Genomic DNA, 25,519 nt, shown 5'->3' on the forward strand with positions numbered 1-25,519 from the left:
CCGAACCACAGGTCGCCGGTTTACCGCAGAGGAAATCGGGACACCCCAGGGGTACCGATCCGCCGGGCGCCACACCCTTCGACGAGGACACCGCGCAGAGTCGACAGCCACGCGCCGGAGCCTGGAGGCGGCGTCACGTGGTCGGCGGGCCCGACGGGGTGCCTCACACCGGGGGGTGAGGTGTTGCCACTGTGACACCCACCGGCCCTTTGCGTGAAGGTGCCGTTATCAAGCCGTTAGTTGGTCGCCACGTTGCCGATACTTGAGAAAAGATCATGAAAGGCGTGGATCGGACCGCTCTGAACAGGTAAGACACGGCCAGACGGGGCGAGACCACCCGCGTAGGCTCGGCGCTGTGAGCTTCCCTGCGTCCGCTCCGGCCCTGCCCGACGTCCGTCGCGTCCTCGCAGTTTTTGCCCATCCGGATGATGTCGACTTCGGCTGTGCGGGCACCATAGCCGGCTGGGTGGATGAGGGTATCGACGTGGCGTACCTCATCGCCACCCGGGGTGACTCCGGCGGCTTCGACGACACGCCGCGCGCGGAGATGCCGGCCCGGCGGGAGGCGGAGCAGCGGGCCGCGGCCGCCGCGGTCGGCGTGCACCGGGTCGACTTCCTCGACGGCCACACCGACGGCATCCTCACCGCCAGCCTGGAGCTGCGCCGGCAGATCAGCGCCGCGATCCGCCGGTTCCGGCCGGACCGGGTGCTGACCAGCTCGCCGCTGCGGCGCTGGGAACACCTGACCGGCCCGAGCCACCCCGACCACCTGGCCGTCGGCGAGGCGGCCACCTGCGCGGTCTATCCCGACTCGCGCAACCGCTTCGCCTTCCCGGAGCTGCTCGACGAGGGGCTGGAACCGTGGGTGGTCCGGGAGATCTGGTACGCGGGCGGGCCCGACCCGGACCACGCCGTCGACGTGACCGACCGGATCGACCGCAAGACAGCCGCGATGGAGGCGCACCGGTCGCAGACCGCCCACCTGGACGTGCCGACCTGGATCCGGGACCGGCTCACTACCGTGGCCGACAACGCCGGCCTCCCGTCGGGCCGGCTGGCCGAGGCGTTCACGGTGCTGCGCACCGAGTGACGCCCCGGCCCGGCGCGACGGTCAGACCAGGCGGCGGTCGGCGGCCCAGCGGGACAGCTCGTAGCGGTTGGACATCTGCAGCTTGCGCAGCACGTTGGAGACGTGCGTCTCGACCGTCTTGATCGAGATGTACAGCTCCCGGGCGATCTCCTTGTACGCGTATCCCCGGGCGAGCAGCCGGAGCACCTCGCGCTCCCGGTTGGTGAGCTGGTCCAGCTCGGGGTCGGCCACCGGCGCGTCCGGCCGGGCCGCGAAGGCGTCCAGCACGAAGCCGGCAAGCCGCGGGCTGAACACGGCGTCCCCGTCGGCCACCCGCCGGATCGCGTCGGTCAGCTCCTCCGGCGAGATGGTCTTCGTGACGTAGCCCCGGGCGCCCGCCCGGATCAGCCCGATCACGTCCTCGGCGGCGTCGGACACGCTCAGCGCGAGGAACCGCACCTGCGGGTGCGTACGCCGCATCGCCTCCAGCACCGCCCGGCCGCCGCCGTCGGGCATGTGCACGTCGAGCAGCACCACGTCCGGCTGCATCGCGGCGATCCGGCTGACCGCCTCCGCCACCGTGCTGGCCTCGCCGACCACCTCGACGCGGGCGCCGAGCTCGGCGCGGACGCCGGCCCGGAACATCGCGTGGTCGTCGACGAGGAACACCCTCAGCCGCCCGTCCCGGGGCGCCGCGCCCTCGACCGGTTCCTGCTCGGCCATGATCATCTGTCCCTTTCCGCCGTGGAGCCGGAGCCGCTGATCGGCAGGATCAGCCGGACCTCGGTCCCCTCTCCCGGCTCGGACCGGATCTCCGCCCGGCCGCCGTGCCGCTTCATCCGTCCGATGATCGAACCCCGGACACCGTGCCGGTGATCCTCCACCGTATCCGGGTCGAAGCCCTTGCCCCGGTCCCGCACGAAGGCGCTCACCTGCTCCGGCTCCACCTCGGCGTAGAGCGACACGGTGGTCACCTCGGCGTGCCGGGCCGCGTTGACCAGCGCCTCACGGGCCGCGGCGACCAGCGCACCGACGCGCTCGTCGGTCTCGCGGTCGCCGACCACCACCGTCTCCACGGTGATGGCGAACGTGTCCTCCACCTCGGCGGCGGCCTGCTCCAGGGCGGCCGCGAAGCGTTCGGTCGGTGACGCGGTCGGCTTGTAGAGCCAGTTCCGCAGCGACCGCTCCTGGCCCCGGGCCAGCCGCTGCACCGTCTTGACGTCGGTGGCGTTGCGCTGGATCAGGGCGAGGGTGTGCAGCACCTGGTCGTGCACCATGGCGGCCAACTCGGCCCGCTCCTGCTCCCGGATCCGCCCCTCGCGCTCCGAGCGGAGCTGGTTCCAGGTGCGCCAGAGCACCGGGCCGGTCACCACGCCCACCCCGGCCAGGCCGACGAGCGCGAAGATGATGCCGTTGAGCACCGCGTCGAAGTTCTGCGCCGGCGAGTAGACCGCCGCCACGCCGATGATGCCGACCGCGACGAGCACCCCGCCGCCGATGAAGCGCAGCACGAACGAGCGCCGGTCGCTCTCCTCCACCACCGCGCCCAGCCAGGGCACCGCCATCGAGCCGCCCCACTGCCGGCGACGCTCGGGCGCGGACTGGTGCCAGATCACCCCGGCGCCGACCGCGATGATGGCGACCAGCCAACCGGCGGTGCCGGCCGCGCCGACCGAGTCGAAGGCGACGACCTGGAGCAGCAGCACGCCCAGCCCGATCGCCACGAAGGGCAGCAGCTGGGCGAGGTCGCGGCGGGGCGGGACGGCGGTGTCGCCGGGCCGGGGCGGGACGACCGCCCAGAAGGCCGCGTAGAGCAGCAGCCCGAGCCCGCTCAGCCCGAGCAGCACCATGAAGGCCACCCGGACCCGGAGCACCGAGATGCCCAGGTGTTCGGCGAGCCCGGCGGCCACCCCCGCGGCCAGCCGGTGCTCGGTGGCCCGGTAGAGGCGCGGGGGGTGCGGGGTCACGGTGCTGCTGATCGGAGGCTCCCGGGTCGCGGACGGCGTGCCGGCGGCGGCCGACGAACCGATCGTCACACGGCCGGACCGCCGGGGACCACGGGGACGCCCCGGACATCCTCGGCCCCGGGATCTCAGGGTGGGGTCAGGGTCGGGTCCTGAGGACGCTCGGGCGGCCGGGGCAGCAGGATCGGAGGCATGACCGAGGAAGCTGCCCGTCCGCCCCGCCCCGGGGCGGCAGCACAGGACGGGCCACCGCCACCCCCGCCGGGGCCGGCGCCCACCGCCGCCGGCGCCACGGCGTCCCCGCCGTTCGGGTCGACCCCGCCGCCCACCGGCGGCGCGCCGTTCGCCGACCCGCCACCCACCGGGTACGCCCCACCGCCCGGCGCCGCCGGCTTCACCTCGCGGTACGGGCTGGTCCGCCCCCGCGAGGGCCGCTACCTGGCCGGCGTCTGCGCGGCGATCGGCCGAGCCACCAATACCGACCCGGTGCTGTGGCGGGTGCTCCTGGCCGTGCTGGGCTTCTTCGGCGGCATCGGCATCCTGGTCTACGTCACCGCATGGCTGATCATCCCCGGCGAGGGCGACACCGCCTCACCGGTCGAGTCGATGCTCGGCCGCGGCCGGTCCAGCATGTCCCCGATCACCGTGATCGTGCTCAGCATCGTGGTCGCGGTCGGCTTCGGCTACGTCGTCACCAACGGGTTCCGGGCGATCCTGCTCGGGGCGGTGATCCTGATCGGCGGCGCGCTGCTGCTCAACCGCGACCAGCGCGGCCCGGCGACCCGGATGGCGGCGCCCGGCGCACCCCCCGGCCCGCCGCCGGGGCCGGTTCCCCCGGTGGCCTGGCCGGCGCCGCCGGCCGCCGCGCCCGCTCCCGACGTGCCGGCCGCCGCCGGACCGGTCCCGCCGCCCGCGGCCCCGTCGGCACCCTGGCCCGGCGCGCCGACGTCGGCCGCGCCGGCCCCGTGGTCGAACGAGCCGGCCGGGGCGTCGCCGTGGTCCGGCGAGCCGCCGGTCACCGCCCCGCCCGCCGCCCGCCCCGAGCCGGGGTACCCGCCCGCGCCGGTGTCCGCGGCGGGCTGGCCGACGGCGAACGTCGCCCGGCCCGCCTGGTCCGAGCCGGAGCCCACCGCGGCGCGGCCGCCGGCCGTCCCGGGCAGCCGGGCCGGCGAGGCGTGGCCCGGCGCCGAGGCGACCGCGGCGTGGTCCGCCGCGCCGACGGCCGGCCGTCCCTACGGCGAGCCCGGCGCCGTGCCGCCGCCCGCCCCGGTGGGCGCGCCACTGCCGCCGGGTGGCTACCGGCCACCGTTCGCCCCGCACGGCCCGTACGCCGGCTCGACCCCGCCCGCCCCGCCGGCGCCGGCGCGCCCGGCCCGGCCGCCGAAGCGGCCGAAGGAGCGCTCCGCGCTCGGCGCGGTCACCTTCTCGCTGATCTTCCTGGCGCTGGGCGTGGTCGCGATGCTCGACCTGCTCGACGTCTTCCCGGTCGGCGCGGCCGGCTACTTCGCCGCGGTGCTGGCCACCATCGGGCTCGGACTGCTCGTGGGGACCTGGTTCGGCCGGGCCCGCTGGCTGATCGCACTCGGCCTGGTGACCGCGGCGGCGCTCGGCATCGCCACCGTCGCCGATTCCTACGACCGGGTCCGCGGGATCGACGGAAACGTCACGTGGGCCCCGGCCGACTACCGCGACCTGGCCGACCGGTACGAGAACAACTTCGGCGACGCCGTGCTCGACCTGCGCGCGGTCGACTTCGACAAGAAGGACACCCAGGTGACCGTCGAGGTCAACTTCGGCAAGGCCACGGTGGTCGTGCCGCCGAACGTCGACGTCACCACTGTGGCCGACGTGAACGCGGGTGACGCCAACGTCTTCGGCCGGCGGACCGGCGGGCTGAACGGCCGCCAGTGGGAGAACACCGACCTCGGGCCGGACGGCCGCGGCGGCGGCACGCTGCGCCTGCTGGTCCACGTGAACGCCGGAAACCTGGAGGTGACCCGGTGAAGGCTCACCGCACCGACATCGTGTCGTTCGCCTTCGGGCTGGCCTTCCTCGGGCTGTCCGCCTGGTGGCTGCTGGCCCGGATCCTCGGGCTGGCACTGCCCCCGGTGGGTTGGTTCCTGGCCGGCGCGCTGATCCTGATCGGACTGCTCGGATTGGTCGGCGCGCTGCGCTCGGGCCGGCACACCGAGGCGGCACCGGCGGAGTCGACCGTGTCCGCCCCCTACGAGACCGGCACGCCGGCCGGTGCTGGACCGGCCGGCGAGGCCGTCGCCCCCACCGGCGAGGAGGCGGACGAGTGGGCCACGGACGCCGTGGCCGACGCGCCGCTCGCGGCGCGGGAGGACCGCCCGTTCGACGAGGAGCCACGCTGGTCGCCCGGTGCGCCGGAGGTCGGGAGCGGTCCGGTGACCCGCGAGCTGCCCCCCGTCGAGCCGGCGCCGCAGGACCGCGCCGAGCCGGCAACCCGCGAGCTGCCCGCCGCCGAGGAGCGCGACGACACGACCCGCGAGCTGCCCGCCGCCGAAGAACGGGACGGCACGACCCGCGAGCTGTCCGCCGCCGAGGGCCGGGACGGCACGGCCGGGCCGGCCACCCGGGAGCTGCCGGTGGTCGACGAGGCGGCGGACCGGCCGGGGGCCGGCCCGCGTACCGGTGGGGACGGACCGGGCTGACCGCGGCGGTGCGGGCCGTCGCCGGCGCCGCCTATGCTGGCTGGTGGAGATCTCGCCTCCGCCGGCCGGCCCAACCGTGGCGCCCCGGTCGCGGCCGGGGCGCCCGGTCGGCCGGGTCGCCCGGGTCGGTTCCGCCGCCTTCCGTCTCTACCTCGTCAGGAGCCCGTCCGAGATGACCCAGTCCCCCGCCGTACGCGTCACCGGTCCCGCCGGTGCGGTCCGCGTCGGCGAGCGCGCCGCCCGCACCCTCGTCAGTGAGTTCGCCCGGCGCAACGACGCGAAGGCCGGCCTGCTGGTCGGCGCGACCCCGGAGTCCGCGGTGCTGGCCGCGGCGATCGAGGCGCTGCTTCCCGGCGACCGGCTCACGGTCGTGCCGGCGGAGGGCGCCTCCGCGGCCGCGCTCCGCGCGCACGTGACGGCCCAGGGCCGCTGGGTGGCCGACCGGGTACGCGTGGTCGACACCCTCGCCGAGGCGGACGCCGCCGCGGTGGTGATCGCGGCCGAGCCGTTCACCGGCACCGCCGAGGAGGCTCGCACCGCCGTCGACGGGCTGGCGAAGTACCTCGCCGAGGGGGCCGTGCTGAGCGTGGCCGCGCCACTGTTCCGCACCGAGGGCGCCGGCGCCGAGCTGGACCGGCAGGGCGTGCTGCACGGCGTCCGCACCGACCTGGTGCTGCGCAACTCCCCGCCGGTACGCGTGCACCACCTGCGCTCCACTCCGGCGCCGGCGGCGCTGGCCGCGTCGCTCTCCCCGGCGTACCGGCCGTCGAGCGTGCCGCTGACCCGGAGCATGCACATCGACTCCAACGGCGTGGCCGCCGCCGGCATCACCCTCGGCCTGGCCGCGCTGGCCCGGGCCGCCCGGCCGAAGTCCAAGCTCTGGCTGCTGCCCGCGCTGGCCGCCGCCCCGGTGGCGGCGTTCTTCCGGGACCCGGAGCGGGATGTGCCGGAGGACCCGTCGGCCGTGGTCGCCTCGGCGGACGGTCAGGTCCTCTCGGTGCAGCGGCTGCACGACGAGCGCTTCGGCGACGGCGAGTGGCTGCGGATCGCGGTCTTCCTGTCCGTGCTGGACGTGCACGTCAACCGCTCGCCGGTGGCCGGCAAGGTGGTCGACTACTTCGTGGCCGACGGCGGCTTCGTCAACGCCATGAAGCCGGACGCCGAGCACAACGTGGCCGCGTACACGGTGCTGGACACCGACCACGGCACGGTCGTGGTGGCGCAGCGCACCGGGCTCATCGCCCGCCGGATCGTGCAGCGGGCGCCGGTGGGCGCGCTGCTGGCCCGGGGCGAGCGGTTCGGCCTGATCCGGTTCGGCTCGCGCACCGACGTCTACCTGCCGGCCGACGCCGCCGAGCCGCTGGTCGGCCCGGGCGACAAGGTGGTCGGCGGTTCGACGGTCATCGCCCGCTGGAGCTGATCCCACGGACGCGAAAAGGGGCGCCGCTTTCGCGGCGCCCCTTTTCGGTGGTACGGGTCAGGCGGTGCGGCGCTGGCGCAGCCAGAGAACCGGGCCGCTGACCAGGTAGCCCACCACCACGAGGGCGAAGGTGAGCCGGATGTCGACCAGCGCGCCGACCACCGGGGCCAGCCAGAGCCACGGCGGCAGCTTCACCAGCCGGGCGAGCTTCGCGTAGGGGAAGCTGGAGACCATGGCGAAGGCGAGCAGCGCCACGCCGGCGACCATGACCAGGCCGGAGACCGGCACCCCGATCGCCACGGTCAGGGCGAGCACGGCGGCCGCCATGGTGGTCGGCACGCCGCAGAAGAAGCGGCCGTCCTTGGGCGAGACGTTGAACCGGGCCAGCCGGATGGCGGCGCAGGCCGCGACCAGGGCGCAGGCGACCGCGGCGGCCGCCGCCGGCACCGAGCCGGCCAGCGACGCGTAGACCACGACCGGTGCGGCGAGGCCGAACGAGCACATGTCGGCCAGCGAGTCCATCTGCGCGCCGAACGGGCTGGCCACGTTGAGCTTGCGGGCCAGCGCCCCGTCCAGGCCGTCGAACGCGACACAGGCGATCAGGCAGATCGCCGCGACCCGGACCTCGCTCTGCATGGCCAGGAAGATCGCCAGCATGCCGAGCATGAGGCTGCTCAGGGTGCAGGCGTTGACCAGGGCGAACTTCGCCCGGCGGGCGGCGGTGCGCTCGCCCGGCAGCAGCGGGATCGACATGGCCGGCGACTCGTCGACCGGCGTGGCCGGGCCGAGCGCCGGGCTGACCGGCATCACGGCCTCGACCTCGGCGTCGTAGCGGACGGCCTCGACCTCGGCGTCGTAGCGGCCGTAGCGGCGACGCTGGCGGTCGGACCAGCGGTGGTCGGGGGTGACCAGGTCGGTCCCGGTGACGGCGGCGCCGTCCCGGCGGCCCACCCGGACCAGCAGCACCTGGCGGGCGAACGTGCTGCTGCGGCGCAACCGGCCCGCCCAGCGACGCCCTGCGGGGCGCGGACTGTCAGTCGTACGACGCCGGCGCCATGGGGCTCTCGGCACGTTTCCTCCATCACCGGATCGGGTGACCGCCACGCGGGCGGGTGTCCGGCTGTCTCGTGCCGGACCTTTCGGGCCCGGCAGCCCATTTGCGGAGTACACCATTGCACAGGGGATAGGGGGTTGGCGATAGCTGCCGGCGGTACTTATAACTCTCTTAACCGCGCGAACCGCTCAGTTATTCCCATCTCGGGCCTCATCGCCCGTTTTCGTCGGCCATTCCCTGTCACCGACTGTACCGGAGGCGGCCCACGGCGGCTCGGCGAGCGGGTGTCACCTACCCCGATGTCCGGTTGCCCGGGCGGCCACCTCGGTCATCCGCAGGCCGCTGACCTGGTCCGGCGCGAACCAGGCGGCGCGCGCCGTGGAGCCGCCCGCGAGCTCGGTCACCACGGCCTCGGTCGGAGCATCCACCCGGACGCGATAGACCACCCGTACGCCGTGCCAGTCCAGCGGCCGCCCCTCCGGACCGAGCGCCGCCGGGTTGTGCAGGTTGTTGACGGCCAGCAGGTCGACCACCCGGCCGAGCTGGCCGGCCTCCTCGACCAGTTCGCGGAGCAGGCCGGCGGCCGGCTGCTCGCCGTGGTCGGTCCCCCCGCCGGGCAGGTGCCAGCTCCCGGCGCCCGGGTAGTCGTCGGCGATCATGGTGAGCAGCACCCGCCCGGCCGGGTCGGTGACCAGCCCGTACGCGGCGAAGCGCTGCCGCCGGTCGGCGTCCGGGGCGACGGGACCGGGGGGCAGCTCCCGGGGCAGGCCCGCGGGCAGGGGCGACACCGGCACCCCGAGCAGCTCGGCGGTGAACGGCATCAGCGGCACGGCCGCCGCCTCGTCCGGGGTGAACCAGCCCAGCTCGTCGCTGCCGCCGGTCACCTCCGGTCGCAGGTCACCGCCGCGCACCTCGACCTCGAAGATCAGCCGGTCGGTGTGCATCGCGACACCGTCGGACGGAAAGACGGCCACGTCGGCGACCGCCGCCCGGACCCGGCCCGCCGCGACGGCCAGCCCGGTCTCCTCGGCGAACTCGCGCTCGACGGCCCGCGCCGGGTGCTCGGCGTGCTCGATCCCACCCCCCGGCAACTGCCACACCCCCGGGTACGGGCCGCGTTCCGACCCCCGCGCCAGCAACACCCGCCCGCCGCCGTCACGCAGCACCCCGTAAGCCCCGATCCGCCGCCGCTCCCGCACCCGCACCCGCTCCCCTCGTCCCCTCGTCCACTCACCCCGTCGATCATGAACTTATTGCCCGCCGGATCGGCGTGTCCTGGCAATAACTTCATGATCACCGAGCGGGGGCCGGGGGGCCGGGGGTGGGTGGGGGGGTGGGGTGGGGTTAGAGGAGGTGGGCCGCGTGGACGGCTTCGGCTGTTACCTCTGTCAGGCGGTCGGTGGGGAGGGCGCCCAGTTCCTCGCGGCGGAACCAGCGGGCCTCGCAGGTGGAGCCGCCGACGTCGGCCACCGTGGGCGGGGCGGGCTGGTCGACGACCACCCGGTAGAAGGCGCGTACGCCGTGCCAGTCGATCGGGTAACCCTCCGGGCCGAGCGAGGCGGCGTCGCGGTGGCTGGCCACCCCGAGCAGCTCGACCAGGCGGCCGGTCTGCCCGGTCTCCTCGACCAGTTCCCGGATCAGCGCGGCGCCCGGCTGCTCGCCGTAGTCGGTGCCGCCGCCGGGCAGGTGCCAGCAGCCGGCGCCCGGGTAGCCGTCGGAGACCCGGGTGAGCAGCACCCGCTCCTCCGGGTCGGTCACCACGGCGTACGCGGCGAAGCGCTGCGCCCGGTGCAGCCCGTCCGGGCCGGGGACGGCGTAGAACGAGGGGAACTCGGGGACCTCCTCCGGCACGACGTCGTCGGTGGAGGTGGGCAGGCCCAGGGCGCGCGCGGCGAACGAGCGCAGCGGCAGCTCCCGGGCCTCGTCGAGGGTGAACCAGCGGGCCAGGTCGGTGGGGCGGTCGACCCGGTCGGCGAGCGTCCCGCCCCGCACCGACACCGTGTAGAGCAGCCGGTCGGTGTGGATCGTGATGCCGCGCTCGGGCAGCGCCCGCATGTCGGCGAGGACGTCCTGCAGGGCCGCGACGGCGACCGAGAGCCCGGTCTCGGCGGCGGTCTCCCGGACGACGGTGTGCTTGGGGTCCTCACCGTGGTCGACCGCCCCGCCGGGCAGCGACCACGTGCCGGGGGTGCCGGAGCGCTCCGATGCGCGGACCAGCAACACTCGGCCGTCTGAATCAGCACAAACTGCGTATGCCGCGATCCTGCGGAGCGGCTCCAGCAAGGTGGTCACGGGAGGAAATTCTCCCCGGATGCCGTGACCGACATCGAAAAGAGTCAGATTCCTGACTCTTGGCTGGCGCCTCAGGGACGCGTCAGGGTAGGAGTCCGGGCGGTCACCGAGGTCGCCCGCCGGACCGCGCGGGACCGTGGACACATGACCTTCACGAACCCCTCCCAGGCCCCGTACAAGCAGCTCCGCCGGCCGGTCACCGACCGCATGGTGGCCGGCGTGGCCAGCGGCCTCGGCCGCTACTTCGCCGTCGACCCCACCCTCGTGCGGGTGGCCTTCGCGGTGGCCACCGTGCTCACCGGCGGGATCGCCGCGCTGGCGTACCCGATCATGTGGTTCCTGATGCCCGAGGAGCCGGCGGGCGCGCCCGCGTGGCCGCACCCCCCGGGCACCGCGCCCGGCTGGCCGCCCGTCCCGCCGACGGCCCCGGGGCCGCACGCGGCGCCGGCCACGCCGGCGCCGACGCCCCGGCCGGCGCCTCAGCCGCCGATGCCGCCGATGCCGCCGGTCCCGCCGGCGGCCTGACCCGGCGTCACTCCCACTCGATGGTGCCCGGCGGCTTGCTGGTCACGTCCAGGACCACCCGGTTGACCTCGGCGACCTCGTTGGTGATCCGGGTGGAGATCCGGGCCACCACCTCGTAGGGCAGCCGGGACCAGTCGGCGGTCATCGCGTCCTCGCTGGAGACCGGGCGCAGCACCACGGGATGCCCGTAGCTGCGCCCGTCGCCCTGCACGCCGACGCTGCGCACGTCGGCCAGGAGCACCACCGGGAACTGCCAGACGCCCCGGTCGAGGCCGGCCGCGGTGAGCTCCTGCCGGGCGATCAGGTCGGCCTTGCGGAGCACCGCGAGGCGCTCCTCGTCGACCGCGCCGATGATCCGGATGGCGAGGCCCGGGCCGGGGAACGGGTGCCGCCAGACCATCGCCTCGGGCAGCCCCAGCTCCAGACCGAGCGCGCGGACCTCGTCCTTGAACAGCGTGCGCAGCGGCTCGACCAGGGCGAACTTCAGGTCCTCCGGCAGCCCGCCGACGTTGTGGTGGCTCTTGATGTTGGCGGTGCCGGTGCCGCCGCCGGACTCCACGACGTCCGGGTAGAGGGTGCCCTGCACCAGGAACTCGACGTCGCCGTGCGCGGCGATCTCCCGGGCGGCGGCCTCGAAGACCCGGATGAACTCCCGGCCGATGATCTTGCGCTTCTGCTCGGGGTCGATCACCCCGGCCAGCGCGCCGAGGAACCGCTCGCGGGCGTCGACCACCTTGAGCTTGATCCCGGTGGCGGCGACGTAGTCCTTCTCCACCTGCTCGGCCTCACCCGCGCGCAGCAGGCCGTGGTCCACGAAGACGCAGGTGAGCTGGTCGCCGACGGCCTTGTGCACCAGCGCCGCGGCGACCGCCGAGTCGACGCCGCCGGACAGGCCGCAGATGACCTCCTTGTCGCCGACCTGCGCCCGGATCCGGGCCACCTGCTCGTCGATGATGTTCTCGGGCGTCCAGGTCGGCGCGAGGCCGGCGATGTCGTGCAGGAAGCGGGCCAGCATCTCCTGGCCGTGCGCGGTGTGCCCGACCTCCGGGTGGAACTGCACCCCGGCCCGGCGGCCGGCCAGGTCCTCGAAGGCGGCGACGGGCGCGCCCGCCGACTCGGCGGTGACCGCGAAGCCGACCGGGGCCTCCGTGACGCAGTCGCCGTGGCTCATCCACACCGGCAGGTCGTCGGGGAGGTCGCGGAGCAGCACGCCGGCCTCGGGGCGGGCGTGCAGCGGGGTGCCGCCGTACTCGCGGTTGCCGGTGCGCGCCACGGTGCCGCCGAGCGCCTGCGCCATGGCCTGGAAGCCGTAGCAGATGCCGAAGACCGGCACCCCGGCGTCGAACATCCCGGCGTCGATCTGCGGGGCGTCCGGCGCGTAGACGCTGGACGGGCCGCCGGACAGGATGATCGCGGCCGGGTCCTTCGCCAGCATCTCGGACACCGGCATGGAATGCGGGACGATCTCCGAGTAGACCTTCGCCTCGCGGACGCGGCGCGCGATGAGCTGGGCGTACTGGGCTCCGAAGTCCACCACGAGGACGGGGCGAGGCGTGCTCATGTGCAGCAACCCTACCGACAGTCACCGCCGTGGCGGGCCGCGCCCCGCCGTGTCGTGTCCCGCACCGCTCAGGGACGCAGCGCGGCGGGGGCGTGGGCCGGCACGGCGGGCTGCTTCGGCGCCACCGGGGCGAGCCGGCGGTAGGGCGCGCCGAGCGGCGGCCGGGGGTCCTCCTCCCCCCGGTTGGGCCAGAACGACATGGCCCGCTCCGCCTGCGCGGTGATCGTCAGCGACGGGTTGACGCCCAGGTTCGCCGAAACCGCCGCGCCGTCCACCACGTGCAGCCCCGGGTGACCGTGCACCCGGTGGTACGGGTCGATCACCCCGCGCTCCGGGCCGTCGCCGATCACCGCGCCACCCAGGATGTGGGCGGTCATCGGGATGTTGAACGGCTCGGTGACCGCCCCGCCGGGCGTGCCGTCGATCTCGTCGGCGAGCAGCCGGACCGCCTCGTTGCCGGCCGGGATCCAGGTCGGGTTGGGCGCGCCGTGCCCCGGGCCGGAGACCAGCCGCCGGCCGAACCGGCCCCGCCGGTAGCGGGTGGTGAGCGAGTTGTCGGCCGACTGCATGACCAGGGCGATGACGGTGCGCTCGGACCAGCCGCGCACCGAGAGCATCCGGGCCGCCAGCCCGGGTTGCCGGACGATGCTGCCCAGCCAGCGCCGGACCCGGCGCGGACCGCCGTCGACGAGCAGCGACTGGAGCAGCCCCATGGCGTTGGAGCCCCGGCCGTAGCGGACCGGCTCGATGTGGGTCTGCGGATCGGGGTGGAACGAGCTGGTGATCGCCACCCCCTCGGTGAAGTCGAGACCGCGCCGCCGGGCCTGGCCGGGCCCGACCGAGGCGCCGAGGATGGCCTCCGAGTTGGTGCGGGTCAGCTCGCCGAGCCGGGGCGACAGGTGGGGCAGCGCCCCGGTCGCCTTCATCTCGTGCAGCAGGCGCTGGGTGCCCAGCGCGCCGGCCGCGAAGACCACCTGGTCGGCGTGGATCACGTGGCGGCGCTTGCGCGCCCAGGCGCCGGTGCGCTCGGTGTGCACCTCGTAGCCGCCGTCGCCGGCGGGGCGTACCGCGGTCACCGTGGTCAGCGGGTGGACCTGTGCCCCGAGCCGCTCGGCCAGCCAGAGGTAGTTCTTGACCAGGGTGTTCTTGGCGCCGTGCCGGCAGCCGGTCATGCACGAGCCGCAGTGGCTGCACCCCGTCCGGTCCGGCCCGACCCCGCCGAAGTACGGGTCGGGCACGCGCTCGCCGGGGCGGCCGATGTGCACGCCCACCGGCGTCGAGTGGAAGGTGTGGCCCACCCCCATCCGCTCGGCCACCGCCCGCATGGCCCGGTCCGCGGCGGTGTGCACCGGGTACGTGGTGACGCCGAGCATCCGCTTCGCCTGGTCGTAGTGGCGGGCCAGTTCGTCGCGCCAGTCGGTGATGTCCCGCCACTGCGGGTCGGCGTAGAAGGCGTCCAGCGGCTCGTAGAGGGTGTTCGCGTAGACCAGCGAGCCGCCGCCCACCCCGGCGCCGGCGAGCACCAGCACCCCGCCGCCGGCCTTCCGGTCGGCCGAGCGGAGCAGGGTGATGCGCTGGAGGCCGTAACAGCCGAGCTTCGGGGCCCACAGGAACCGCCGCGCCTGCCAGGAGGTGCGGGGGAACTCCTCGTCGGCGAAGCGCCGGCCGGCCTCCAGGACCCCGACGGTGTAACCCTTCTCGGCCAGCCGGAGCGCGGTGACGCTGCCGCCGAAACCGGACCCGATGACGACCACGTCGTACCGCATGCACGCATCATTACCGACCGGTAGCTATAGCGCCAGCGAGAGTTTTTCGCAGATCATGCAGAGCGCTCGATGACACGGGATTCCCGCGCAACCAACAGCCCTCCGTCGCGCGTCGAGTGGAAGACGGGGGAAGGAGACCACGATGACGCGTCGACGGTTGCTGCTGGGATTGGCCGCCCTGGTGGCCGTGGTGCTGGTCGCCGCCGGCGCGGTGGTGACCACGCGGCTGGTCTCCCGCCCGTCGCCCGGCCCGGTCGCCGGGCCGGGCACCCCGAGCCCCTCCACCGCCGCGCCGACCACCCCGACCCCGGTGACCTCCAGCCCCACCCCGCCGCCCGGCGCCGACCTGAAGGGGCCGCTCAACCTGCTGCTGGTCGGGGTGGACACCCGGATCAGCGTGCCGGGCTGGGAGCCGCACGCCGACTCCGTGCTGGTGCTGCACGTGCCGGCCGGCCTGGACCGCGCGTACCTCTTCTCGCTCCCCCGCGACCTGGTGGTCGACATCCCGGCCTACCCGAAGGCCGGCTACCGGGGCGGCCGCACCAAGCTCACGCACGCCATGAGCTACGGCAGCCGGGTCCCCGGCGACAAGAAGCACCCCAGCACGGCGCAGGGGTACGAGCTGCTGCGCACCACGGTCAGCCGGTACACCGGGCTGCGCATCGACGCCGGCGCGGTGATCACCTTCGGCGGTTTCGACAAGCTGGTCGACACCCTCGGCGGCGTGGACCTCTACGTCGACCAGCGGGTCGCCTCCATCCACCGCCGGCCGGACGGGCGCTACCGGGACCGGGCCGGCAGCACCTACACCGGGCCGCAGATGGTCTACCAGCCCGGCAACCGGCACCTGACCGGCTGGCAGGCGCTCGACTACGCCCGCCAGCGCTACACGGCCGGCGGCGACTACACCCGGCAGCGGCACCAGCAGCAGCTGATCCGGGCGCTGGCCCGGAAGATCCTCGACCAGGGGCTGGCCCGCGACCCGGACCGGGTCGAGCAGGTGGTCGCCGCGCTGGGCAAGACCCTCGTGTACGTGGGCGGCGGCCGCCGGCTCGTCGACTTCGCGTACGCCCTGGGCGGCCTGCCGCCGGAGAAGTTCGTCCTGGTCGGCCTCCCCGGCGACGGGGTGGGCAGCGGCGCGTCCTACCGAGGCGAGCAGCTGCGCCCGGTGGGCCGGCAGTTCCTCGCCGCGCTGCGGGGCGGCGGCGCCGACGACTTCCTGGCCGCGCACCCCACGCTGCGGGTGAAGAACTGACTCAGAGCGGCTTCGGGGTCGGCGGGCGCTCGGTGCCGTAGAGCCAGGCGTCGAAGAGCTTGCCGAGCTTCTTGCCGGAGACCCGCTCGGCCAGCGCCACGAACTCGTCGGTGGTGGCGTTGCCGTTCTTCTTCTCCGCCGCCCAGGTGCGCAGGATGGTGAAGAAGGCGCTGTCGCCGACCGCCACCCGCAGCGCGTGCACGGACATCCCGCCCCGCTCGTAGACCGACCGGCCGAACAGGTTCGCGACCCCCGGCTTGCCCGGCGGCGTACGCCAGACCTGGCTCGACGTGGTCCCGTACTTCTGCTCGAAGGTGTGCTGGACGGTGGCCTCACCGGCGTGCTCGGCCCAGAGCCATTCGGCGTACGTGGCCAGCCCCTCGTTGAGCCAGATGTCCTGCCAGCGCTGGACGGAGACGCTGTCGCCGTACCACTGGTGGGCCAGCTCGTGCGCGACCACGCCGGTGTTGTCGCCCTGCCGGAAGAACCCGGCCGAGTAGACGGGGCGGCCCTGCGTCTCCAGCGCGTACCGGATCCGATCGTCGGCGACCACCACCCCGCCGTACGCGTCGAACGGGTACGGCCCGAAGATGCTCTCCAGGTAGTCGGCCACCTCGACGGTCCGCGCGATCGACCGGTCCGGCGCGCCCTCCGCCACCCGGGTGGTGACCGCGCTGTACACCGGCCGTCCCCGGTGCTCGCCGGTGGTGACCCGGAACTTCCCGATCGCCACCATGGTCAGGTAACTGGCCATCGGGGAGCCCTCGGACCAACGCCAGGTCGTCCAGCCGCCCTTGGTGCTCCGCCCCTTCGGGACCCCGTTGCTGACGGCGGTGAGCCCCTTCGGCACGGTGATCTCGAAGTCGTAGGTGGCCTTGTCGGAGGGGTGGTCGTTGACCGGGTACCAGGTGCTCGCCGACTCCGGCTGGCCCAGCGCGATCGCGCCGTCGGCGGTGTGCAGCCAGCCGCCCTCACCGAGCACCTCGTTGTCCAGGGCGGCCGGCTGGCCGTCGTACCGGATCTCGGCGACGAACCCGTTGCCGGAGGTGAGGCCGGTGGCCGGCGTGACGACCAGCTCGTCGCCGGACCGGCTGTGACCGGCCCTGGTTCCGTCCACGGTGACCGACCGCACCGTCAGCCCGGCCAGGTCCAGGTTGAACGCCGACAGGTTCGCGGTCGCCGTGGCCCGCAGCGTGGTGGTGCCGGTGAGCCGGTCGGTCGCCGGGTCGTAGCGCACCTGGACGGTGTAGTGGGCGACGTCGTAGCCGCCGTTGCCGTAGCTCGGGAAATAGGAGTCGCCGGCGCCCGGCGCGCCGGGCGCGAAGCTGCGCTCGGCCGTCGGGCTGGGCGCCGTGACCCCCGGCGTCGCCCGGTCCGATCCGGTCGCACCGCAGCCGGCGAGCAGCAACGCTCCACAGAGCAGCAGCCCGAGCCATCGTCGTCCGCCGCGCCGCGCCATCGCTTCGATCCCTCCCGGAGCAGGTACCGTGGCGGCCCTGCCCGGGGCCGCTCCGCCCGCGGCAGCCTACCCAGGATCGATCACGTCCGCGTCACGGCAGGGCCGGCGGGCTCGCGCCGATCAGCCAGGCGTCGAAGAGGGGGCGCAACGGCTTCCCGGCCGTCCGCTCGGCGTACCCGATGAAGTCGGCCGTGGTGGCGGTGCCGTTCCGGCGCTCGGCGAGCCAGCCGCGCAGGATGCGGAAGAAGGTCGCGTCGCCGACCGCGCGGCGCAGCGCGTGCACGGCCAGCGCGCCACGCTGGTAGACCGCGTCGCCGAACATCGCAGCGCGGCCCGGGTCCACCGTGGGCTTGCTCCAGTCGGTGACCGCGTACCGGTCGGTGAAGGCCCGCTCGACGGCGCGCCCGCCGTCGTGCTCCACCCAGAGCCATTCCGCGTACGTGGCGAAGCCCTCGTTGAGCCAGAGGTCGCTCCACCGGGCCACCGAGACGCTGTCACCGAACCACTGGTGGGCCAGCTCGTGCGCGACGACCTCCGTGTTCGGGCGGGTGCCACGGAAGAAGCCGGGCCCGTAGACCGGCCGGGACTGGGTCTCCAGCGCGTACCGGATGCGGTCGTCGGCCACCACGATCCCGCCGTACGCGTCGAACGGGTACGGCCCGAAACGGCCGGCCAGGAAGTCGGCGATCTCGCCGGTGCGGGCCACCGACGCGGCGGCCGGCCCGTCAGCCGGCAGCGTGGCGGCGACGGCCGTGATCATCGGTTTCCCGGCGTGGGTGCCCGTCGCCACCCGGTAGTTCCCGATCACCAGTGTGGACAGGTAGCTGGCCATCGGGCTGGCCTCGGACCAGCGCCAGGTGGTCCAGCCGTCCCTGCTCGCGGTCCCCCTCGGCACCCCGTTGCTCAGCGCGGCGAGCCCGTCCGGGACGGTCACCTCGATCTCGTAGGTGGCCTTGTCGGAGGGGTGGTCGTTGACCGGGTACCAGGTGCTCGCCGACTCTGGCTGGCCCAGCGCGATCGCCCCGTCCCCGGTGGCCTGGAAGCCGCCGTCGCCCAGCTCCGCGCTGGGCAGCGGCTCGGGCACCCCGCCGTACGTCACCTCGACGCTGAACCGCTGCCCGGCGGGCAGGCCGTGCGCCGGGGTGACGACCAGCTCGGCGCCGTCGCGCCGGTGCTTCGCCGGGGCGCCGTCGACGCGTACCCGGTCGACGGTCAGGCCGGCCAGGTCGAGCTGGAACCGGGACAGGGCCCTGGTGGCGGTGGCGGTCAGGACGGCCTCGCCGGTGAGCCGGTCGTCGGCCGGGTCGTAGCGCACCTTCAGCGCGTAGTGCCCGACGTCGTAGCCGCCGTTGCCGGACCCCGGCACGTACGGGTCGCCCACGTCCGCCGCGCCCGGGCGGAACCGCCCGTCGTCGTCCCCCGTGCAGCCGCCGGTCAGCACCGCGACGGCGAGCACCGCCGCGCCCCACCGCCGGCCCCGCGTCATCCGCCGAGCCTAGACGCGCGACGGCGCGGGTGGGACCGGAACGCCCACCCGCGCCGTCGCGTCGCTCACCAGGTCAGCGGTCGAGGACGAGGCCCACCTTCTGGAACTCCTTGAGGTCGCGGTAGCCGCACTTGGCCATCGCGCGGCGCAGCCCGCCGAAGAGGTTGAGCTGGCCGTCCGGCTCGTCGGCCGGGCCGAAGAGCAGCTTCTCCATCGAGCCGAGCGGCTCACCGGCCGCCTCGAACGCGCCCCGCGGCAGCGACGGGTGGCTGGCGGCCGAGTGCCACCAGGCGCCGCCGGCCGGGGCCTCCTCGCAGAGCGACAGCGGCTCGCCGAGCATCACGGCGTCCGCCCCGCAGCCGAGCGCCTTGGCGATGTCGCCGGAGGTCTGCATGTCGCCGTCGGCGATCAGGTGCACGTACCGGCCGCCGGTCTCGTCGAGGTAGTCGCGGCGGGCCGCCGCGGCGTCGGCGATGGCGGTGGCCATCGGCACCCGGATGCCGAGCACCGACTCGGTGGTGGACCAGTCGTCGCCGCCGATGCCGACGATGACGCCGGCCGCGCCGGTGCGCATGAGGTGCAGCGCCGTCTTGTAGTCGGTGCAGCCGCCGACGATGACCGGCAGGTCGAGGTCGGCGATGAACTCCTTGAGGTTCAGCGGCTCGTCCGTGGTGGAGACGTGCTCGGCGGAGACGATGGTGCCCTGGATGACCAGGATGTCCACGCCGGCGTCGAGGATCACCGGGGCGAGCGCCAGGGTGTGCTGCGGGGAGACCCGGACGGCCACCGTGCCGCCGCCGTCGCGCAGCTCGCGGACCCGCTCGGCGATCAGGTCGGGTCGGATCGGCTCCGCGTAGACCTCCTGGAGCCGCTTGGTGGCCCGGGCGTCCTCGTCCAGGCCGGCCAGTTCCTCCAGCACCTTGGCCGGGTTCTCGTAGCGGGTCCAGAGCCCCTCGACGTTGAGCACGCCGAGGCCGCCGAGCTGGCCGAGCCGCACCGCCGAGGCGGGGCTCATGGTCGCGTCGGAGGGGTGCCCGACGCACGGGATGCCGAACTGGTAGGCGTCGAGCTGCCACGCCGTGGAGACGTCGTCGACGTCCCGGGTGCGGCGGCTCGGCACGATGGCGATGTCGTCCAGGTGGTAGCCGCGCTGCGCGGTCTTGCCCAGCCCGATCTCGACCACGTCACGCATGGGGGACTCCAGGTGGTTGGGGGTGGTGGGTCAGCGGGAGTGGTAGTTGGGCGCCTCGACGGTCATCTGGATGTCGTGCGGGTGGCTCTCCTTGAGGCCGGCCGCGGTGATCCGGATGAGCTGGCCGCGCTGGTGCAGCTCGGGGATGCTCTCGGCACCGGCGTACCCCATCGCCAGCCGCAACCCGCCGACGAGCTGGTGGGCGACCTGGGCGAGCGGCCCCCGGTACGGCACCTGGCCCTCGACGCCCTCCGGGACCAGCTTCTCGTCGCTGGTCACGTCCTGCTGGAAGTAGCGGTCCTTGGAGTACGACTTGGCCTGGCCGCGGGACTGCATCGCGCCGAGCGAACCCATCCCCCGGTACGCCTTGTACTGCTTGCCGTTGATGAAGAGCAGCTCGCCGGGGCTCTCCTCGCAGCCGGCGAGCAGGCCGCCGAGCATCACGGTGTCGGCGCCGGCCACCATGGCCTTGGCGATGTCGCCCGAGTACTGGATGCCGCCGTCGCCGATCACCGGGACGCCGGCCGGACGGGCCGCCCGGGCGGCCTCCATGATGGCCGTGATCTGCGGTACGCCGACCCCGGCGACGATGCGGGTGGTGCAGATGGCGCCCGGGCCGACGCCCACCTTGACGCCGTCGGCGCCCGCGTCGACCAGCGCCTTCGCGCCGGCGTAGGTGGCGATGTTGCCGCCGACGATGTCGACGGCGACGTCCTTCTTGAGGCGGGCGACCATCTCCAGCACGGCTCGCTGGTGGCCGTGCGCGGTATCCACGATCACCACGTCGACACCCGCGTCGACCAGGGTCCGGGCCCGCTTGTACGCGTCCTCGCCCACGCCGATCGCGGCGGCCACCCGGAGCCGGCCGGCGTCGTCCTTGGTGGCGTCCGGGTACTGCTCGCTCTTGGTGAAGTCCTTGACCGTGATGAGCCCGCGCAGCTTCCCGGACTCGTCGACGATCGGCAGCTTCTCGACCTTGTGCTGGCGCAGCAGACCCAGCGCCTCGTCCTTGCTCACCCCGACCCGGGCGGTGATCAGCGGGGTCCGGGTCATGATGTCGCGGACCGGCGTGGCCGGGTCGGAGACGAAGCGCATGTCGCGGTTGGTCACGATGCCGACCAGCTGGCCCTGCCCGTCGACCACGGGGACGCCCGAGATCCGGTAGCGCCCGCAGAGCGCGTCGACCTCGCGCAGGGTGTCGTCCGGGCTGGCGGTCACCGGGTTGGTGATCATGCCGGACTCGGAGCGCTTGACCAGGTCGACCTGGAGCGCCTGGTCCTCGACGGAGAGGTTGCGGTGCAGCACGCCGATGCCGCCCTGCCGGGCCATGGCGATCGCCATGCGCGCCTCGGTGACCGTGTCCATGGCGCTGGAGAGCAACGGGATGGTCAGCTCGACGTTGCGGGTGAGCCGGGTGCGGGTGTTCACCCGGCTCGGCACCACGTCCGACTCGCCCGGCTGGAGGAGCACGTCGTCGAAGGTCAACCCGAGCGGCACCACCCGGGCCGAGCCGGCGGGCAGCTCGGGCAGGTGACCGCCCAGCTCACCGCCGTCGCGGCCGGCCGGGATCTCGGTGCTGGGCGAATTCTCCACGATTGCTCCCCTGAGCTGGTCGGACGGGCTGCAGCGAGGCGGCGCGCGCGGGCACCGGCGCACGCCGGCATGACGGCGCGTCGCTTCATCGTACCCATTGAGCTGGTCCGCCCCCGGCAGCGGCGGGCCGGGGTAGGCGGCGCCACAGGGAGTCCCGGGGGCGGACTTTCCGGTGGGTCGGGGACTACGGTGAGGGGGTGCACGACGAGCCCATCGACCCGTTCAACGGCGACCCGGCCGATCCGGCTGCCGGTCTGCACGACCCGCGCGAGGACGACGCGCTCGACCCGCTGACCGAGGTCGAGCGGCAGGACGTCCTTGAGGATCTTGCCGACCTGGAGATCTACCAGGCCCTGCTGCAGCCGATCGGTGTCCGCGGCCTGGTCATCGAGTGCGAGGACTGTCGGGAGCCGCACTACTTCGACTGGGACCTCCTCCGCGGCAACCTGCGCCACCTGCTCGACTCGGGGCGGCCCCGGGTGCACGAGCCGGCCTACGACCCCGACCCCGACCACTACGTGAGCTGGGACTACGCCCGCGGCTACGCCGACGGCGTGCACGACACCCTCACCGAGGGCACCGACGACTCCGCCGAGGAGTGAGCGGCCGGCTCAGGCGACCAGGCCGGCCCGGAAGCCGGCGGCCACGGCGTGCGCCCGGTCGCGCGCGCCGAGCTTGCGGAACAGCCGGCGGGCGTGCGTCTTGACGGTGTCCTCCGAGACGAACAGCTCCCGCCCGATCTCCGCGTTGCTCTTCCCCTCGGCCATGCCGAGCAGCACCTGAAGCTCACGCTCCGTGAGGCCGATGGCGCTGCGCGGGGTGCGCGCCGGTCGCTGCGGGCCACCCGCCGGCGCGGGCTCCGCCTCGGCCGCCGCCGGGTCGGCCGGGTCCTCGCCGCGCTGCACCGGGACCACCGTGGGCCCTCCACCGGGACCCTCCGCCGACCCCGCCGGCCACGCGGCCCCCGCGGGAGTACGCCCCGGCGCGGCCGACCGGGCCGGCCCACCGACCGCCGCGGCGTCCCGGGCCGGGTCGGTGACCCGGTGCCGGTTCGTGCGCCCGGGGGCCGAGAGCAGCAGCAGCGCCTTGGCAACCGCGCTGGTCAGGTCGTGGTCGGCATTCTGGATGAGGCCCCGCGCCCCGGCGCTGATGGTGGCCGCGGCGGCCTCCGACTCCTCGGCGCCGAGCAGCAGCACGGTGGCCTGCGGGGCGCGGGCGAGCACCCGGCGGACGAAGCCGGCGCTGTCCGGCCGGGTGAGGGCGGTGTCGGCGAGCACCACGTCGACCTGGCGCTCGGCGAGCCGCAGCATCACCTCGGGATCGGAGACGGCCGTCCGGAGCACGCCGGACAGCCCGAGCCGCGCCGCCGCGGAGGTCAAATGCTGGGCCGCGAGTGGTGTCCGAACGCACACGAGAACGCTACGCACAGTGGTCTCCTCTCCGACTCAGAGCAGACCACGACGGGGTGTGCTCGGGAGGAGGTTCCGGGCAATCATCCGAACTTTTCCGGCAGATGGGGCATATGCCGCCAACTGTCCGAGGTTTTCGATCACAGATGTGTGAGCGCGGGAAAGCCCGGGTACCGAGGGGTCACTCCGGAGACGGTGTCCCGCGCGGACCACCGCACCGGTAGGAGCTGGCCACGAAGATTCTCCGCGGTGCCGCGCGGGAGGAGGGGTGCTGATGTCGAACGTACGCAGGCTGCCCGGACCCATTGTCGACCTCTGGGACTGGCAGCGGCTCGGTGCCTGCCGCGGCCGGGACAGCGCGCAGTTCTTCCACCCGGACGGCGAGCGCGGCTCGTCGCGGCTGCGCCGCGAGTCCGGCGCCAAGGCCGTCTGCCGCGCCTGCCCGGTGCGCGCCGAGTGCGCCGCGCACGCCCTCTCGGTCCGCGAGCCCTACGGCGTGTGGGGCGGCTTCAGCGAGTCGGAGCGGCTGCGGCTGCTGGCCCTCGGCTGGGAGGACCTGGCCGACCGCCGGCAGGCCCGGGTGGACGTCGCCCGGCTGGAGGCCCGCCTCGGCCGGCCGCACAAGTCCGCCGTCCCGGACCAGCGCAAGATCGCCTGACGGCGACCCCGACCACCGCGACGCCGCGCTCCTCTCCCGGGGCGCGGCGTCGCCGCGTCACCGGCGAGCGGTCCTGCCGGCGTCATCCGCCCTGCCCCGCTGCCGGCCCCGGAGGACCTGCCGGAGACTACGAACTTGATGACGTAGGTGACTCGCCCGACCGGGACGACCACGCCCGCCGTCCTACGAACCTGATGACGTCGATGAGTCCGCCGGTGGAGTGGATGTCCGCGCGTCTGAGTCGTTCACGACATCAAGTTCGTAGCGTGCGACGAGGACCCTGCCGACCCGTCGGGCGGTGACCGCGGGGCCGCGCGTCGGCGGGTTCACCGTGGCCGCCCTGTCACAGCGTTGAGGGGGCGCGGATCAGCCGACCTTGACGGGGACGGTGTGCCAGCCGGTGGCGCCGTCCGGTGCGACCGGGCGCCGCTGCTCCGGCTGCGTCTCCCCGGAGGCGTCAGTGGCCCGGACCTGGAGCGTGTGGTCGCCCGGGGTGGCGTCCCACCGCCACGACCACTGCACCCAGGTGTCCACCGAGACGGTCGGGGCCAGGGTGGCCTCCCGCCAGGGGCCGCCGTCGACGCGTACCTCGACCTTGCGGATGCCCCGGTGCTGCGCCCAGGCCACCCCGGCGACCGTGACCGGGCCGGCGGTGAGCGGGTTGCGCCGGCGCGGCGTGTCGATCCGGGACTGCGTCCTGATCGGCCCCTGTGCCGACCACCCGCGCGGCACCCAGTACGCGTCGAAGTCGGCGAAGCTGGTCAGCTCCAGTTCGGTCACCCACTTGCAGGCCGAGACGTACCCGTAGAGGCCGGGCACCACCACCCGTGCCGGGAAGCCGTGCTCGACCGGCAGGGGCTCGCCGTTCATCCCGACCGCGAGCAGCGCGTCCCGCCCGTCCCGCAGCACCGCCGTGGGGGTGCCGCAGGTCCAGCCGTCGACCGAACGGCCGACCACCTGGTCCGCTCCCTCCTCCGGCTCGACCTCGTCCAGCAGTTCTCGGATCGGCACGCCCAGCCAGCGGGCGTTGCCGATGAGGTCCCCACCCACCTCGTTGGAGACGCAGGCCAGGGTGACGTAGCGCTCGACCATCGGCCGGGCGAGCAGGTCGTCGAAGCTCAGCTCGATCGGTTTGCGTACCCGGCCGTGGATGCGCAGCCGCCAGGTCGCCGGGTCGACCTGCGGCACCACCAGCGCGGTGTCGATCCGGTAGAACTCCCGGTTCGGGGTGACGAAGGGGGCGAGCCGGCTCACGGACAGGTCGGCGCCCGCCGGCACCGGTGGGGCGGGCGCCGCCGGGGCGGGCAGCCGCACCGCCTCGCGGGCCGCCGAGACGCCCCGCCGCCCGGCCAGCCAGTGCCCGCCGAGCCCGGCCACCGCCGCCGTGCCGGCCAGCAGGCCGACGCCACGCAGGAACCGGCGGCGCGACTCGTGGTCGCCGCCGTCGAGCGGCTCCCACCCGGCTGGAGTCTCGTCCCGCGCGAGCGCGGCGACGGCCGGCGGCGGCTCGGGCGCGGGTGGCTTCGGCGCGGAGGGCGTGGGTGCGGACGGCGCGGATGCGGACGGCCCTGGCTCCGGCGCGGCCGGCGAGGGCCGCGGCCCGGCGCCCTCTCCGAGCGGACCCGCCACGAAGGCCCACAGCGTCAGGGCCCCCAGCAGGCCGCCGACCAGGGAAGGCAGCGCGTCGAAGGCGTTCGCGCCGGCCCGGCTGAGCGCGGCGGCCACCCCGAGGGCGGCGAACGCGGCGATGCCGGCCAGGCCGATCCGGAGCCGCCGGGCCGCCAGCACGCCGATCAGCGCCGCGATCGCGGCCAGCAGCCCCGCCGAGCCGACCAGGAGGGCGATCTTGTCGTACGTGCCGAAGACCGCGATGGCGAACTGCTTGAGCGGCTCCGGCACCACGTCGACGACCAGCCCGCCGACCGCGATGAGCGGGGCGGACCGGGGGCCGGTGAGGACGGCCACCGGTTCGGCGACGCCGATCGCGACGGCCGCGGCGGTCACCCCGGCCAGCGCGGCTCGACCGCGCGACATGTTGCTCACGGCGACCAGTGTCGTCGGTCGGAGCGGGCGACCGCCAACCTCGTCAGCGTTCCGTAAGCAGATACGGGTCAGGGCACACCGCCGGCTGGCGGTGTGCC

At 74.6% G+C, this 25,519-nt stretch carries 20 protein-coding genes and 1 pseudogene; 8 read left to right on the top strand and 13 right to left on the bottom strand.

All coding sequences use genetic code 11. The features are described from left to right. Positions 1–355: 355 nt before the first annotated feature. Positions 356–1,090 carry a PIG-L deacetylase family protein gene (locus ACQP12_RS29185; RefSeq protein ID WP_433283381.1) on the top strand — a complete coding sequence of 245 codons (735 nt, stop codon included), beginning with the start codon at positions 356–358 and terminating at the stop codon, positions 1,088–1,090. Positions 1,091–1,111: 21 nt separating this feature from the next. Here the strand turns inward: ACQP12_RS29185 and ACQP12_RS29190 are convergent, their stop codons facing one another. After that, positions 1,112–1,792 carry a response regulator transcription factor gene (locus tag ACQP12_RS29190; RefSeq protein ID WP_357938618.1) on the bottom strand — a complete coding sequence of 227 codons (681 nt, stop codon included), beginning with the start codon at positions 1,790–1,792 and terminating at the stop codon, positions 1,112–1,114. Between the two features lie 2 nt (positions 1,793–1,794). Further along, on the bottom strand, positions 1,795–3,036 hold the full coding sequence (locus ACQP12_RS29195; RefSeq protein WP_357938620.1) for a PspC domain-containing protein: 1,242 nt from the start codon (positions 3,034–3,036) through the stop codon (positions 1,795–1,797). 189 nt (positions 3,037–3,225) lie between these two features. On the opposite strand from ACQP12_RS29195, the gene ACQP12_RS29200 reads away from it, so the two are divergent. The 3 genes and pseudogenes from ACQP12_RS29200 to ACQP12_RS29210 all read left to right on the top strand — a co-directional run bounded on the left by ACQP12_RS29200 (position 3,226) and on the right by ACQP12_RS29210 (position 7,128). Then, positions 3,226–5,037, top strand: coding sequence for a PspC domain-containing protein (locus tag ACQP12_RS29200; RefSeq protein ID WP_433283382.1), 1,812 nt, complete (start codon positions 3,226–3,228; stop codon positions 5,035–5,037). After that, a pseudogene (locus ACQP12_RS29205) lies at positions 5,034–5,217 on the top strand (hypothetical protein); the annotation flags it as partial. The gene ACQP12_RS29200 and the pseudogene ACQP12_RS29205, both read left to right, overlap by 4 nt. 663 nt (positions 5,218–5,880) lie before the next feature. Next, complete coding sequence (locus tag ACQP12_RS29210) at positions 5,881–7,128, top strand: phosphatidylserine decarboxylase (RefSeq protein ID WP_357938624.1); 1,248 nt, start codon at positions 5,881–5,883, stop codon at positions 7,126–7,128. A gap of 57 nt (positions 7,129–7,185) precedes the next feature. Here the strand turns inward: ACQP12_RS29210 and ACQP12_RS29215 are convergent, their stop codons facing one another. From ACQP12_RS29215 to ACQP12_RS29225, 3 genes are all read right to left on the bottom strand, one after another. After that, positions 7,186–8,124 (bottom strand): CDP-alcohol phosphatidyltransferase family protein, encoded by a 939-nt coding sequence (locus ACQP12_RS29215; RefSeq protein ID WP_433283383.1) that lies wholly within the window; start codon positions 8,122–8,124, stop codon positions 7,186–7,188. A 345-nt stretch (positions 8,125–8,469) separates the two neighbouring features. Beyond that, complete coding sequence (locus ACQP12_RS29220) at positions 8,470–9,381, bottom strand: NUDIX domain-containing protein (protein WP_433289509.1); 912 nt, start codon at positions 9,379–9,381, stop codon at positions 8,470–8,472. A gap of 145 nt (positions 9,382–9,526) precedes the next feature. Further along, positions 9,527–10,474: an NUDIX hydrolase gene (locus ACQP12_RS29225; RefSeq protein ID WP_433283384.1), complete on the bottom strand. Its 948-nt coding sequence runs from the start codon at positions 10,472–10,474 to the stop codon at positions 9,527–9,529. Between the two features lie 144 nt (positions 10,475–10,618). Here ACQP12_RS29225 and ACQP12_RS29230 point away from each other — a divergent pair, with 144 nt between their 5' ends. Continuing rightward, a complete protein-coding gene (locus ACQP12_RS29230) occupies positions 10,619–10,999 on the top strand; it encodes a PspC domain-containing protein (protein WP_433283385.1) in 381 nt (126 codons plus the stop codon). Positions 11,000–11,006: 7 nt separating this feature from the next. Here the strand turns inward: ACQP12_RS29230 and guaA are convergent, their stop codons facing one another. Next, positions 11,007–12,560 carry a glutamine-hydrolyzing GMP synthase gene (gene guaA / locus ACQP12_RS29235; RefSeq protein WP_433283386.1) on the bottom strand — a complete coding sequence of 518 codons (1,554 nt, stop codon included), beginning with the start codon at positions 12,558–12,560 and terminating at the stop codon, positions 11,007–11,009. Positions 12,561–12,628: 68 nt separating this feature from the next. Further along, entirely contained in the window at positions 12,629–14,326 is a 1,698-nt protein-coding gene (locus ACQP12_RS29240; RefSeq protein WP_433283387.1) for an FAD-dependent oxidoreductase, read from the bottom strand. Positions 14,327–14,468: 142 nt separating this feature from the next. On the opposite strand from ACQP12_RS29240, the gene ACQP12_RS29245 reads away from it, so the two are divergent. Beyond that, positions 14,469–15,581: an LCP family protein gene (locus ACQP12_RS29245; RefSeq protein WP_433283388.1), complete on the top strand. Its 1,113-nt coding sequence runs from the start codon at positions 14,469–14,471 to the stop codon at positions 15,579–15,581. Between the two features lies 1 nt (position 15,582). Here ACQP12_RS29245 and ACQP12_RS29250 read toward each other — a convergent pair whose 3' ends face one another. From ACQP12_RS29250 to guaB, 4 genes are all read right to left on the bottom strand, one after another. Beyond that, entirely contained in the window at positions 15,583–17,040 is a 1,458-nt protein-coding gene (locus tag ACQP12_RS29250) for a M1 family metallopeptidase (RefSeq protein WP_433283389.1), read from the bottom strand. 91 nt (positions 17,041–17,131) lie between these two features. Further along, entirely contained in the window at positions 17,132–18,526 is a 1,395-nt protein-coding gene (locus tag ACQP12_RS29255) for a M1 family metallopeptidase (RefSeq protein ID WP_433283390.1), read from the bottom strand. A gap of 73 nt (positions 18,527–18,599) precedes the next feature. Next, positions 18,600–19,718, bottom strand: coding sequence for a GuaB3 family IMP dehydrogenase-related protein (locus ACQP12_RS29260; protein ID WP_357938642.1), 1,119 nt, complete (start codon positions 19,716–19,718; stop codon positions 18,600–18,602). 30 nt (positions 19,719–19,748) lie between these two features. After that, positions 19,749–21,311 (bottom strand): IMP dehydrogenase, encoded by a 1,563-nt coding sequence (gene guaB / locus ACQP12_RS29265; protein ID WP_357938644.1) that lies wholly within the window; start codon positions 21,309–21,311, stop codon positions 19,749–19,751. A 197-nt stretch (positions 21,312–21,508) separates the two neighbouring features. Between guaB and ACQP12_RS29270 the strand changes: the two genes are divergently transcribed. After that, positions 21,509–21,913, top strand: coding sequence for a DUF5319 domain-containing protein (locus ACQP12_RS29270; protein ID WP_357938647.1), 405 nt, complete (start codon positions 21,509–21,511; stop codon positions 21,911–21,913). Between the two features lie 9 nt (positions 21,914–21,922). On the opposite strand, the gene ACQP12_RS29275 is transcribed toward ACQP12_RS29270, so the two are convergent. Continuing rightward, complete coding sequence (locus tag ACQP12_RS29275) at positions 21,923–22,738, bottom strand: helix-turn-helix transcriptional regulator (protein ID WP_357938649.1); 816 nt, start codon at positions 22,736–22,738, stop codon at positions 21,923–21,925. Between the two features lie 256 nt (positions 22,739–22,994). Here ACQP12_RS29275 and ACQP12_RS29280 point away from each other — a divergent pair, with 256 nt between their 5' ends. Continuing rightward, positions 22,995–23,378, top strand: coding sequence for a WhiB family transcriptional regulator (locus tag ACQP12_RS29280; protein WP_357938651.1), 384 nt, complete (start codon positions 22,995–22,997; stop codon positions 23,376–23,378). A 366-nt stretch (positions 23,379–23,744) separates the two neighbouring features. On the opposite strand, the gene ACQP12_RS29285 is transcribed toward ACQP12_RS29280, so the two are convergent. After that, positions 23,745–25,421: a molybdopterin-dependent oxidoreductase gene (locus ACQP12_RS29285; RefSeq protein ID WP_433283391.1), complete on the bottom strand. Its 1,677-nt coding sequence runs from the start codon at positions 25,419–25,421 to the stop codon at positions 23,745–23,747. Between the last annotated feature and the right edge of the window lie 98 nt (positions 25,422–25,519).

Origin of the sequence: Micromonospora sp. CA-244673, from assembly GCF_050948395.1 — a bacterium.
GTDB lineage: Bacteria > Actinomycetota > Actinomycetes > Mycobacteriales > Micromonosporaceae > Micromonospora.

Coding starts and splice junctions, on each gene's coding strand:
- ACQP12_RS29190 (WP_357938618.1), bottom strand. CDS start 1,792: ATGGCCGAGCAGGAACCGGTCGAGGGCGCGGCGCCCCGGGACGGGCGG.
- ACQP12_RS29200 (WP_433283382.1), top strand. CDS start 3,226: ATGACCGAGGAAGCTGCCCGTCCGCCCCGCCCCGGGGCGGCAGCACAG.
- ACQP12_RS29210 (WP_357938624.1), top strand. CDS start 5,881: ATGACCCAGTCCCCCGCCGTACGCGTCACCGGTCCCGCCGGTGCGGTC.
- ACQP12_RS29230 (WP_433283385.1), top strand. CDS start 10,619: ATGACCTTCACGAACCCCTCCCAGGCCCCGTACAAGCAGCTCCGCCGG.
- guaA (WP_433283386.1), bottom strand. CDS start 12,560: ATGAGCACGCCTCGCCCCGTCCTCGTGGTGGACTTCGGAGCCCAGTAC.
- ACQP12_RS29240 (WP_433283387.1), bottom strand. CDS start 14,326: ATGCGGTACGACGTGGTCGTCATCGGGTCCGGTTTCGGCGGCAGCGTC.
- ACQP12_RS29245 (WP_433283388.1), top strand. CDS start 14,469: ATGACGCGTCGACGGTTGCTGCTGGGATTGGCCGCCCTGGTGGCCGTG.
- ACQP12_RS29250 (WP_433283389.1), bottom strand. CDS start 17,040: ATGGCGCGGCGCGGCGGACGACGATGGCTCGGGCTGCTGCTCTGTGGA.
- ACQP12_RS29255 (WP_433283390.1), bottom strand. CDS start 18,526: ATGACGCGGGGCCGGCGGTGGGGCGCGGCGGTGCTCGCCGTCGCGGTG.
- ACQP12_RS29260 (WP_357938642.1), bottom strand. CDS start 19,718: ATGCGTGACGTGGTCGAGATCGGGCTGGGCAAGACCGCGCAGCGCGGC.
- ACQP12_RS29280 (WP_357938651.1), top strand. CDS start 22,995: ATGTCGAACGTACGCAGGCTGCCCGGACCCATTGTCGACCTCTGGGAC.